This is a genomic window from Companilactobacillus paralimentarius, from assembly GCF_963227125.1.
Lineage (GTDB): Bacteria > Bacillota > Bacilli > Lactobacillales > Lactobacillaceae > Companilactobacillus > Companilactobacillus paralimentarius.
The window spans coordinates 1,396,675-1,409,145 of sequence record NZ_OY724131.1 but is presented as its reverse complement, the minus strand read 5'-3'; the positions used below and the strand labels follow the sequence as shown (position 1 = coordinate 1,409,145).

Here is a 12,471-nt window from a genome sequence, read left to right as displayed (position 1 = left end):
AATCTATGATCACTGTCACTAAGGGATGCTATTGTATTAATTGATTGTTACATCTAAAGCTTGGTCACCAGCTAGGACATCTTTTTCTTCGAAAGTACCCATTTCCTTAACAGCATCAGAATTGGTGATGATTGTCATAATTGAAGAATCCTTCTTAGCAGCTTTGACTTGTTCAAGATCCATTGTTGCTAATTTTTGACCAGTTTTAACGGTGTCACCTTCTTTAATAAACATTTCGAAGGGTTTACCTTTTAATTCAACTGTATCAATTCCTAAATGTAACATGATCTCTAGACCATGTTTAGAAGTAATCATTAAAGCATGCTTAGTAGGGAACACTGTACCAATCACACCACCGATAGGTGCTACAATCGTATTATCTGACGGAGCAACGGCAAAACCATCACCCATAAGCTTTTGTGAAAAGACTGGATCACTAACTTTATCCAAATGTATTAATTTACCATTTGCAGGTGCAACAAATTCATCAACTTTTTTTCTAGAGAACAACCCCATAATTAAATCTTCCTCCTTGATGTTTTAGCAAGTAAGGATGGTACAGATATAAGTTTATACTTGCTAATGCGCTTAATTTGTTTATTATAAAACATATATAAATTTGTCTGAAAGCGCTTAACCACTTATATATAGTATAACTACTGAAACATAATTTCAATAAAAAACGGGTATATACCACAATCCTTAACATAAAAACAATAAATAAAAATGTTTTTTATAATTTGAAAGAGAGAAAATTAATGTTTACTAAAATTTATTACCATACCTATTCAATCAAAGGTCATGAGTATGTAGTTGGGGCTACTGAAAAAGGACTAGTGTTCATTGGTTCTTGCGATAGAGGTCTTAAAGAAATAGGACAATTTTATTTTGAAGCAGAATTAGTGGATGCCGAACAAATGACAGGTAAGTATGCAAATCAAATTCAAGAATATCTTGAAGGGAAGAGGAAGAAGTTTACTTTAAAATTAGATATTTCTGGAACAAAATTTCAAGAATCAGTCTGGGAACAATTAAAGAAAATTCCGTATGGTCAAACGACTAGTTATACAGAGATTGCCCAGGCTATTGGTAATCCTAAAGCTGTTCGGGCTGTTGGATCTGCGGTGGGCAAAAACCCTGTATTAATTGTTATTCCATGTCATCGAGTTATAACTAAGAATCAACAATTAGGTAATTATCGTGGTGGATTAGCAATGAAACGGGAACTGTTAACCTTAGAAGGAGCAATTAATTAATAATGGTTTACTTTCTTGTAATCAAGGGGTAAACTTACCTTTGAATTTAGGTGAGTAAATAATTACTCACTATACTTTTTCCCAGGGGTGACTATAGATGGCAATAACTATTATTTCCATAAACGATGTATCTAAGAGCTTTGATAAGCAATTAGTCTTAAAAGATGTCAATTTGAAGATATCAGAGGGGAGGATTATTGGATTGATTGGTCCCTCAGGTGCTGGTAAATCAACTGTCATTAAGATTATTTTAGGGATGGAAGTACCGGATTCTGGAACGACGATGATTTTTGATAAAAAGATGCCTAATCGAAAGTTATTGGGAAAAATTGGTTATATGGCTCAGACAGATGCTTTATATGAGCAATTAACCGGACGTGAAAATCTTAAATTTTATGCCGACATGAAGGGATTAACCAAACAAGATGCTGTAAAGCAGATTAAACACGTAGCACAGGTAGTTGATTTGGTAGCTGATTTAGATAAACGTGCTGGCGGTTATTCTGGTGGGATGAAACGCCGATTATCTTTAGCCATCGCTTTATTAGGTTTCAATCAGGTCTTAATTTTGGATGAACCGACGGTAGGTGTTGACCCAGCATTGCGCAAACAGATTTGGTCAGAGCTAGAAAAATTGAAAGAAGAAGGAAAAACGATTCTAGTGACGACACACGTCATGGATGAAGCCGAATTGACTGATGAGGTAGCTCTTTTGTTGGGTGGAGAGATTATTGCTGACGATACTCCTACTAAGCTAAAACAAACTTATCAAGTAGATTCAATTGAGGAAGTCTTTTTAAAAGCGGAGGCACAACAAAAATGAGAACATTGATGATTGCACAAAGGGTTATTAAAGAATTGTTTCGGGATAAAAGAACCTTGGTACTGATGTTTTTGGCGCCAATTTTGATATTATTCTTGATGAAATTAGTTTTTTCGGTTAATTCACAGACTGATGTTAATGTAGCAACGGTAAATGTTAATACTAGTTTGAATGAAAGTCTGGATAAAGCTAGCCATGTTTCAGTTTCTAAATACAATCAAACTAAACAAGCTAAGAAGGCTTTAAATGATAAGAAAGTCGATGCAATAATCAATTATCGTAATAATAATTTTTACGTTGAATATAGCAACGTCGACGCCAGTAAAACTAAAGCTATTAAATTGGCTTTAAACAGTACTTTACTGAGTAACTCAGCTATCCAAATGAGGCATCAGTTACAAAGATTACAACTAGCTTTAGGAATACCAGTAAATAAAGCTGTGTCAGCAAGTAAGCCGAAGATTTATAATAGTTATGTTTATGGAAGCTCGAAGACAAATTTCTTTGACAAGATAGTACCTATTTTAATGGGATTTTTCGTCTTCTTCTTTGTATTCTTAATTTCAGGAATGGCTTTATTAAATGAACGAACGTCGGGAACTTTGAGTCGTTTATTAGCTACACCAGTCAAAAGATCTGAAATTGTCTTCGGCTATATGCTCAGCTATGGCATGATTGCTATTTTGCAGACGCTGGTAATTGTTTTATTTACTGTATGGGCTTTAAATGTTGAAGTTGTTGGTAGTATTTTTTACGTAATTTTAATTAACTTCGTTTTAGCACTGGTCGCATTAGCATTTGGTATTTTGATGTCGACATTTGCTAAATCGGAATTTCAGATGATGCAATTCATCCCATTGGTAATAGTTCCACAGGTCTTTTTCTCGGGAATTATTCCGTTAGACACGATGGCTAATGGTGTTAAAGTGATTTCATATATCTTACCTTTGAAATATGCAGGTGATGCATTAACTGGAATTATTATGTCAGGAGATGGCTTTGAACAGATAGTAACACCAATCTTAATATTATTAGGATTCTTAGTCATCTTGACAATATTGAATGTCTTAGGACTAAAGAAATATAGAAAGGTTTGATTGGATGGAGAAAGCATTTCAGGATCTAGATGATTGGTTGGCAGTAGAGAAGATGCCTAATGGTAAAAAGCGGGTTCTACAGGCTGCTATAACACTTTTTTCTAAGCAGGGATACAATGGGACTTCAACCGCTCAGATTGCGGAGTTGTCAAAAATGAGCCAAGCAACGATCTTTAAATATTTCAAATCAAAGGATGATTTGTTGCTATTTATAGTAACGCCAATGATTAAGCATATTTTGCCAGGATACGGTAAATCATTTGCTCAAAAGTTACGGGATAATGGAGACGATTTAACTAGTTTTATTCATTTTATTGTCTTCAATCGCTATCAATTTCTAGTTCAAAACAAGGATGCAGCAATTATTTTGATTTCACAGCTTCTAATTAACGATGAAATTAAAAATATGTTGTTTAATGAAATTCAAACGATGAAAGATATATTTATTGATAATGTTTGGCAACCACTTGTTGCAACCGGTGAGTTGAGGGATGATCTTGATTTATTACAGTTCTTAAGAACCGTAATTGGACAAATTCTATTGTATTTCTTACAGAGCCAGCGTGTTTTACAAATTGATGATCAAAAACAGATTGAATCTGATTTAAATAAAATCGAACATACAATAATTTTAGCAATTAAAAAATAGTTCCATTTGCCAAGTGTGATATGCTTATTTTAATTGATTTTAAACAGTCTGAGGGGTAGTTTACCTTGAATTTAGAAGCCATTTTAAAAGAAGAATTTGGATATGATACATTTAGAATCGGCCAAAAAGAATTAATTGAAAAAGTTTTATCCGGTGAAAAGGCAATGGGGATAATGCCTACCGGTGGTGGTAAGTCGATTTGTTATCAGCTACCGGCCACTGTTTTACCCGGAGTGACCTTGGTCGTTTCACCCTTGATTTCTTTAATGAAGGATCAAGTTGACAGTTTAAATGAAGTCGGTATTCCAGCAACCTTTTTGAATAGTACCGTTGAATGGCATGACCGTGAAGAGCGTATGCGCTATATTGAAACTGGGGCCGTCAAATTACTATTTGTAGCACCTGAAAAAATCGTTAATGATGAATTCTACAGTTGGTTATCACAATTAGATATTTCTTTGATTGCTATTGATGAAGCTCACGTCTTATCTTCTTGGGGTCATGATTTTCGTAGTAGTTATTTAGAAATGATACCGTCTTTGAAAAAACTACCTGGAAATCCAGCTTGGCTAGCATTGACTGCTACAGCTACCCAACAGGTTCAAGATGACTTGGCAGGCATCTTAGATATACCAGAACAAAATATCGTTAAAACTGGCTTTAAACGGTCTAATTTGACCTTAAAGATTGAACATGGTGTTGATAAATTAAAATTCGTTTCTAATTATCTTCAAAGTCATGCAAAAGAGTCAGGAATTATTTATGCTGGTCGACGTGAAGATGTTGATAATCTATATAATTATTTTCAAAGTAAAGGCGTTCGTATCGGACGTTATCACGCCGGTTTGAGTGATGAAGAACGGCATCAACAGCAAGAAGATTTTCTCTATGATCGAACAGATGTCATTGTTGCCACAAACGCCTTTGGAATGGGGATCAATAAGACTAATGTGCGTTATGTTTTGCATTATTCCATTCCTGGAACAATTGAAAATTATTATCAAGAAGTTGGACGTGCAGGACGTGATGGATTACCAGCCGAAGCAGTATTGTTGTACGCACCAGCTGATTTGAATTTGCATCGTTTCTTTATTGATAAGTCTTTAGGTGATGACGACTATAAATTAAGCTTAAAGAATAAGTTATTTAAGATGAGTCAGTATGCTGAAACCGAATCCTGTTTAATGAAATTTATTTTGGATTACTTTGGCGAAGAAAATACTGAACCGTGTGGCAAGTGTTCCAACTGTTTAGACGACCGTGAAATTGTCGATATCACTTCAGATGCTCAAAAAGCATTGAGCTGTGTTGTGAGAATGGATCAGAAATACGGTAAAAAGATGGTGACAAGAGTTTTAGTAGGAAAAGATGACGTGGCTAATGATTGGCATCATTTTGAAAAATTATCTACCTTTGGCATTTTTAAGGACATTACTTTGAAACAAACTAGCCGTCTATTGGACTTTTTAACAGCAAACGGCTTTTTAAAGAGTAGTGGGGGAAAGTATCCCATTTTATTGCTGTCTGACAAGGGCTTAGATGTCTTGAAAGGAAAAACTTCGGTTGTTAGAAGAAAAGAAGAGAAGGTAGTCGCAGAATCGAAGTCAATCGTTGCTGATGGCAGTTTCGATGAGGCACTCTTTGAACAATTGCGTAAATTACGTTTGAATTTAGCCCGTGAACAGGGTATAGCACCGTTCATGATCTTTTCCGATAAAACTTTGAAGAATATGTGTCAGAGTATGCCAACAAACAGTGAAGAATTTCTGGCCGTTAGTGGAGTAGGAAAAGTAAAATTGGAACAGTACGGTGAAAAGTTTATTTCGAAAATAGAACAATATCAGAAGGAATTAAAGGTCTAATAGTTAAATGATAGAGTAGTTAAGCTAATTGTTTTACGAAAACAGCAAAAAATAATTTATTCTTCATAAATACTGATATAATAAGCTTTATTAAATATAGGGAAGCTGAAAAAAGTATAATAAGGCTTTTGAAAAGGTAAAAGGACCATTTTATGAGCTATATATGTGTTCAAAAATAGATTTTTATGATGAGCTCTTGGTTAAAAATGATGAACTTGATGTCTGAGAACGTCTCTCAGACATCAAGATTTTTTAGATTATTAATTTTAAATTAAATATTTTACGAAAACACAAATCAAAAAAACAAAAAAGAAGGTAACTAAGACGAAAAAAATTGCCATAATTTCGGACATACATGGGAATTTCACAGCATTTGAGAGGGTAGTCGAAGATGCAAAAAAAGAGGGCGTTGATGAATATTGGTTTCTAGGTGACCTATTAATGCCCGGCCCAGGAACAAATTCAATTCTAAAATTGCTTGATTCGTTAAATGCCCCTATTAAATTAAGAGGAAACTGGGACGATTTTCTTTTTGAAGATATTTTACCTATTAGCAAAGCCTATATTGATGAACCCCAAACTACCTATATAGTAGAATTGTACAAGTATATTTATGATCACCTAGACCCTAAATATCTAAAAGAGATGCGTCAATGGCCTATTTATGATCAAACCACTATCAGCAACTTTAATGTTGTGTTGGCTCACAATTACCCTAAAAAGAATTTTGGTCATGAACTGTTACCTTATGCAGAGCAAAAGAACTTTGACAAGCTTCTTTTTGATAAAACTTTTGACATTGCTATTTATGGTCACACACACCACCAATTAATGCGAACTAGTAGCAAAGATCAATTAATTATCAATCCGGGCTCCATTGGACAACCTTATACTGCTTGGAATAAGTTTAGTGCTGACAGACGCGCTCAGTACGCTATTTTAACTTTTGATAAGACAAGTTATCGTGGAATTGACTTCCGGAAAGTCTCTTATTCAATTGATGATGAGTTAGCGTTTGCTAAAGCTAACAAATTACCATTCTATGAATTATATGAGCGTATTTTTACTGAAGGCAAAGCTTTTACTCATAATAATGATGCTTTAAATGAAATCATTACTAAATATGATTACAAACCTGATGTTTTGTCGTATTTAAAACATTTAGAAAATGATTAGCAACTGAAAGATCAAAGATGTTATTATATCTTTGATCTTTTTTGAATAACTCATATTAGAATGCTTGATAAGATGTTGCACTTGGACTTGACACGTCCCCAAATAACATAACTTCTTATAATACATATTATGTAACCTTAAATATAAAAATAGCACTCTTCCTTAAATTTAATGAATCTTGGCTACTCTGTTATTTCCCACTTATTACATTGGTTCTGTTAAATGAAAATCAAAAAACACATCAGTCAGAAAAATTTGATTGATGTGTTTTTTAGTTGCTAACTTAACAATATTCTGACGGATCAGATGACTCTTTATTAGTAGTTGATGGTGTATATTATATCGAAGCAATCATAGAAAACGTATCAGTGACACATACAATGCAAATAAAGATTTGCTACTAACCCCAATTAGTTCAATATTTATGTGATGAGTAACATATATTATAGAATAATTGTATTATAAGCTATACTCCGATAATTTATAAATTATATGTTCCTGTTCACATATCTAGTAGATATTGTTATATGATAATTTATTCTTTTACCAAATACTTCTTCTTTGTGGGAAATGAAAACATAACTGGTAATAATAATATCAAAACAGGAATCCAAATATTATATATCGACAGATATGCATGATTAAGTTTAGTTAGATCTATAACCCTTAAAATCTTTAGATTTGAACTCATCATTGATAAAAATACAGATACACCTAAAACTGAACCTATTTGTCTCACCACACTAATGACACTTTGTGATGACGTAAGTAATGACCCACTAAAATTAGAAGCTGCCAATACATTTATTGGGCCTGCAATTATGCCAAAGCCGATACCCAATATAAGCAATGCTACAGAAAGCCAAGTAGAATTTGTTGCTCCGTTCATTACAATCAAAATGTAAGACAGCAATATACTAATCATACCGACAAGAACTAATAATCTTGGCCCTAATTTATTAATAACCAGACTGCCTAATCCTCCGAATGCAAATACAGTCAAAGACATCGGCAATAAAATTAATGCTGCTTCCAACGCCGTTTTGTGATCTACATTTGTTAAATAACTTGGAATAACAACTACTACTCCTATATAAAAAAATTGTGCTAGTAAAGCGACAATTGCAGATGCGGAGAAGTCCTTAACTTTGAATAAGTTTAGATTTACCATCGGATGTTTCACGGTTCTTTCTGCAAATATGAAAAGACTTATTAAAACAATGCTAATTAGAAAACACATAACAGTTTTAAAATCTTGAATTCCCTAATCTTTCAGTTTAATCAGCCCAAGTGTTAGAAAAAATAAACTCAACATTGAGATAAGACTACCTACCCAATCGATTTTTTCTTTCAATTTTATATCATTGTTAAAGTTCAAAGAAATACCAGATAAAAATATTCCAATAAGAACAATTGGAATATTCATTAAAAAGATCCAATGCCAGCCAAAAAGATCAGTGGTAATTCCTCCTAACGTTGGTCCTATTGCAGCAGCCCCTCCTTGGGTCAATCCTAAGATAGCAACTATTTTAAATCGATTCCTTATATCCCAAGTAGATAAACCTATGGCGTTTCCTAGTGGAAGTAAGATTGAAGCTCCTAAACTGGAAAAGATTCGTCCAATTATCAGATATATAAATGTGGTAGCAAAACCTGAAAATAGACTGCCTAATCCAAATAGAATTAATCCGACAATATAGGTTTTGTTCTTTCCAAAAATATCACCAAATTTACTTAAAGGAATTGTACATGTGGCGAATATAATCGTATAAATATTTAAGGCCCAAGAAAGCTGATTGTAATCAACTTCAATTCCCTTTTGTATAGCTGGTAATGCTATATTCATGATTGTGGTATCGAGCATAACAAGAAATATTCCTAAAGCCATTGCTATTGTTATATTTATTTTTCTATTCAAAATCATTCCTCCGTAATAAATTTCAGTAATTGATCTTTCGTTTAAATATGTTTAAAGGATAAATATATTATTAAATCGGTTGATTCTTTATGGTCCGGAATAATTTAAGATAGTAATCTTCATACATCACCTCATATATGAGCAAAAGCTCATCTTTTTAATAAGAGTATCAAATGATGAGCTTGAAAACAGTATTTTGAAAATAATATTAATCAAAATACTTGCAAAATAAGCGAGCTTAAACTCATGTTTATGTGATATACTAAACTACTACAAAAAATATAAATGAAGTGGAAGAATGAACAAAAGAAAAGATACTAGAATCCCTATTCAAAAAAGAGGAAAAGATAAGAAGAATCGAATTCTTTTGACAGCAAGAAAACTATTTATAGAAAAAAATTATTTTGAAGTTTCGACGAATGAGATTGCAAAACAAACCGGGGTCTCAATCGGAACACTCTACTCATATTTTTCTAGCAAGGATGATATTCTTGCTGCACTCCTAAATGATTATAATAATTATTTTTTACTCGTTTTGAAGAAGATAAATGATCAAAAATCCTTTCAGACATTTAAAATCGATCCTAAATCCTGGCTATCTTATTTAATAGATCAGTTAACTGATGCAGAGGATAAAGAGTTTCACTTACAAATTGAGATGTTATCCTTTGTTGTGCCTAAGGTATTCGATCTGCGAAAAAAACATAATGATCAAATTGTGAGTTTAATCTATGAGTATTTTTTATATTATGCGAATGACACGGACATTCATGAAATTAGACTTTTATCTACTATTATTTTCGATTATATATCCGCTCTAGTTGATGAGTTATTATATAATAAACATTTACCTTCTGAAAAAGAAGATATAAAAAGGTACGGAATTGATAGCATTTATACCATTATTAAGAGACATTTGAATTAGCTTAGAAGGTTATGAATAAAATTGTTCATAACAAAAGGTCTACAACTTTATCAGTTTGAAATTTTTATAAATATGGAGGCTTTGTATGACTATATTTTTGGGTATAGGATTAATAATCCTAGCAATTTTTGCCATTGTTGGTAATATTAGTAACTCAAAACAATTTGGCAGAAAGATTATGTCAGATAAATTAATTTTTTACATTTTAATGTTGGTCGGTGGCTTAGTTCTAATTATTTTTTAGATTTATTAGATTTATACGATTATTCTTAATGGACTTAGCAGTAAACAGATTGATGTGCAACGAAAGCTAAATCTTGTTATTTACTTAGAAAATCATCACCATGAATAAAATAATTGATGATATAGTTCTACATCCATTTGAAGGAATTGGAAAAACAGAACCGTTAAAATATAATCTCGATATCTGTTGGTCTCGAAGAATAAATAAGGCTGATCGTATTGTTTATACCCTGACAAGGGATTCCATTATTCAATGTCGTTATCACTATTAATATGAATACCTTGTCACTTTTGTTTTAGTGATTTCATGTGAAATCAATTGACTGAGTCTCTAGTAGGACTTATCCAAGATATTGAAAACATAGTGATTGTAAAAAGATGCCACACGAGGATTTTCATTCAGACTTATCGTGTGGCATCTTTTTTTTAGTTCTATCGGTTGATATCAAACGGTTTGTTTATACCATGAAAGGTTAAATTCTACATAAGAATTTAACCTTGTAATTGTCTCCCTAATGTTTGTATTGTATTTTAAATAAGACTAACAAAAATATGAGGATCCTTGTATGTTAATGAAGAACTTTGAGAAAAATATCATTGAAGAGAAGATAGCTAGCTTTGGTGGCTTGTCTAGTATTGGCGATGGTAACAATGACAAAATTGAACAATACTTCCATTCTTTCATGGATTGGCTAGATTTCAACAATGTCTTGGACGTTATTAATCGTTATGCTGGAATCAATATGAACTTACAATACGTAACTAGTCATGACTTTTTGATTTGGCTATTACATTATGGTGATATTTACGATAATGTACTTGAAAAGTACTTTCCAAATGATACTGCTGATGATTATATCGATATTATTCGTGAGTTTGCGCACCTACGATAAATTCATCCCAAATACTCTTTTACCGTTGCTCTGACACATCACCTGCCAGAAAAAAGCTTTTTATCGGATAACGACCTAGATAAATTGATACCAATTTTAGCCAGTATCCCTGATAACACCAACAAACGAGAAGATATGAATTCTCTGTATGGTCGTTCCCTCTTCATGGCACTATACTCACTAAACAATTTTGCAATTGAACGTGTTTCAGCAAGTTGTATTTAAAAAAATACTAACAATGATTAATGTTGCTAAAGGTAAACATGAAATTAAATCAACCACAATTTACCTTGAACAAGTTGCTACAGAGCTTGCTAGTTCTATCAATAACAGTCCCTTGCGTAAACAAGTATCTACCGATATAAAAAATCTATGAGTGTGTTAGGTCCCGAAGAAATCGCCCAAATAATAGTATTCGTGATTGATACGCCTGCTAATGGTCCCCATGAATTGAACTTTGATGCTGACAATAAATCTATGACGGAAATTGCGGTTTTACCAGTTAAATTGCCAGAGAACACTGATCCAGTAACGACAGCTTTCTTCAATTACTATAAAGATCATGCTGTTCACCCACGTTCAGTCAATTCAACTAACGGTTGGACAGCAGGGACGCCTTGGGGATATTATAACTTCCATCTACAGGCACATATTGATGAAATCTCTCCACGCCCTGCCCTGATTGTGACTGGTGAAAATGCTCATTCTCGTTATATGGCCGAAGAATCATATAATCACATTAAGGATCATAAGGAATTAGTCGTCGTCCCGGGTGCAGATCATGTGGATTTGTACGATCAAATGGATAAGATCCCGTTTGATAAATTTGATTCATTCTTTAAAGATAATTTGTAATATATCAAAAAATTGAAGACAACAAACGAATTATTCGTTTGTTTTTTTTATATTTTATAATGGAGGAACAAAAAATGATTAAAAATAAAGTGATTGTCCTTATTGGAGCATCAAGTGGTATTGGTGCCGCCACGACTAAAATATTGGCTCAATAACATGCCAAATTGATACAGCATTAAATCATTTCGAAAGAATTGACGTTTTATATAACAATGCTGGTATTATGCCAGTCAATCTCCTTTCCAAAGGAATGATTGATGAATGAGGAATACTTTAAATGTGAATGTCATGAGGGCCTTGAACGGGATTGCAAGAGAATTTCATAAAAAATGACCATTCTTCAAGTGAAGAATGGTCATTAATTTACAATACAGAATTGGAATAGTCTCAAATTGGGATTAGGGATAGATTTATTCCTCTATCTAGCAACATAACGTATCGTCAACTACATTCGTATATGAACGAGCATTACTAAAGGGAAATGACTTGTTCAACTATTTATACTAACAGGCGGTTAATTGGGTTTTAAACTTTTTTACCGTAAAATAGCATCCCATTTGCTATAAACTACTTTATTAGTACTCAGAATCTTCTGCTAAATTTTTAAAAAACTAATGAATACTTTCTGTTTGAATGCATACAAAAACCTCTTAGATATACAGATTTTTTATTATTTAATCTGTGTACCTAAGGGATAGTATATCCTTCACATGCTAATATGGTTATTGTTTGAGCTTAAGATTTATTGGAATAAAAAATATTGTTAATATAACA

Annotated in this window: 12 protein-coding genes and 1 pseudogene; 11 read left to right on the top strand and 2 right to left on the bottom strand. The window is 32.8% G+C overall.

Annotated features, from left to right (window positions below):
• Positions 1-36: 36 nt before the first annotated feature.
• Positions 37-516: a PTS glucose transporter subunit IIA gene (locus tag ACI6PB_RS06765; RefSeq protein ID WP_034543968.1), complete on the bottom strand. Its 480-nt coding sequence runs from the start codon at positions 514-516 to the stop codon at positions 37-39.
• 242 nt (positions 517-758) lie between these two features.
• Between ACI6PB_RS06765 and ACI6PB_RS06760 the strand changes: the two genes are divergently transcribed.
• The 6 genes from ACI6PB_RS06760 to ACI6PB_RS06735 all read left to right on the top strand — a co-directional run bounded on the left by ACI6PB_RS06760 (position 759) and on the right by ACI6PB_RS06735 (position 6,863).
• A complete protein-coding gene (locus ACI6PB_RS06760; protein WP_404327200.1) occupies positions 759-1,256 on the top strand; it encodes a methylated-DNA--[protein]-cysteine S-methyltransferase in 498 nt (165 codons plus the stop codon).
• A 97-nt stretch (positions 1,257-1,353) separates the two neighbouring features.
• The gene (locus ACI6PB_RS06755) at positions 1,354-2,079 is read left to right on the top strand and encodes an ABC transporter ATP-binding protein (protein ID WP_025085721.1); all 726 of its coding nucleotides are present in this window, start codon (positions 1,354-1,356) and stop codon (positions 2,077-2,079) included.
• A complete protein-coding gene (locus ACI6PB_RS06750; RefSeq protein WP_404327199.1) occupies positions 2,076-3,176 on the top strand; it encodes an ABC transporter permease in 1,101 nt (366 codons plus the stop codon). The genes ACI6PB_RS06755 and ACI6PB_RS06750 overlap by 4 nt, the downstream gene beginning before the upstream one ends.
• Before the next feature lie 4 nt (positions 3,177-3,180).
• The gene (locus tag ACI6PB_RS06745; protein WP_025085723.1) at positions 3,181-3,825 is read left to right on the top strand and encodes a TetR/AcrR family transcriptional regulator; all 645 of its coding nucleotides are present in this window, start codon (positions 3,181-3,183) and stop codon (positions 3,823-3,825) included.
• Between the two features lie 65 nt (positions 3,826-3,890).
• Complete coding sequence (gene recQ, locus ACI6PB_RS06740) at positions 3,891-5,687, top strand: DNA helicase RecQ (protein WP_025085724.1); 1,797 nt, start codon at positions 3,891-3,893, stop codon at positions 5,685-5,687.
• Between the two features lie 270 nt (positions 5,688-5,957).
• Positions 5,958-6,863, top strand: coding sequence for a metallophosphoesterase family protein (locus ACI6PB_RS06735; protein ID WP_404327967.1), 906 nt, complete (start codon positions 5,958-5,960; stop codon positions 6,861-6,863).
• Positions 6,864-7,398: 535 nt separating this feature from the next.
• On the opposite strand, the pseudogene ACI6PB_RS06730 reads toward ACI6PB_RS06735, so the two are convergent.
• Positions 7,399-8,781, bottom strand: a pseudogene (locus ACI6PB_RS06730) (MFS transporter).
• Between the two features lie 298 nt (positions 8,782-9,079).
• On the opposite strand from ACI6PB_RS06730, the gene ACI6PB_RS06725 reads away from it, so the two are divergent.
• The 5 genes from ACI6PB_RS06725 (at position 9,080) to ACI6PB_RS06705 (ending at position 11,697) form a co-directional block, all read left to right on the top strand.
• Positions 9,080-9,706: a TetR/AcrR family transcriptional regulator gene (locus ACI6PB_RS06725; RefSeq protein WP_404327198.1), complete on the top strand. Its 627-nt coding sequence runs from the start codon at positions 9,080-9,082 to the stop codon at positions 9,704-9,706.
• Between the two features lie 85 nt (positions 9,707-9,791).
• Positions 9,792-9,950, top strand: coding sequence for a hypothetical protein (locus tag ACI6PB_RS06720; RefSeq protein ID WP_156407816.1), 159 nt, complete (start codon positions 9,792-9,794; stop codon positions 9,948-9,950).
• Positions 9,951-10,050: 100 nt separating this feature from the next.
• Entirely contained in the window at positions 10,051-10,221 is a 171-nt protein-coding gene (locus tag ACI6PB_RS06715; RefSeq protein WP_081784532.1) for a Txe/YoeB family addiction module toxin, read from the top strand.
• Between the two features lie 294 nt (positions 10,222-10,515).
• Complete coding sequence (locus ACI6PB_RS06710) at positions 10,516-10,842, top strand: hypothetical protein (RefSeq protein ID WP_404327197.1); 327 nt, start codon at positions 10,516-10,518, stop codon at positions 10,840-10,842.
• A 372-nt stretch (positions 10,843-11,214) separates the two neighbouring features.
• Positions 11,215-11,697, top strand: coding sequence for an alpha/beta hydrolase (locus ACI6PB_RS06705; RefSeq protein ID WP_404327196.1), 483 nt, complete (start codon positions 11,215-11,217; stop codon positions 11,695-11,697).
• The last annotated feature ends 774 nt before the right edge of the window (positions 11,698-12,471 follow it).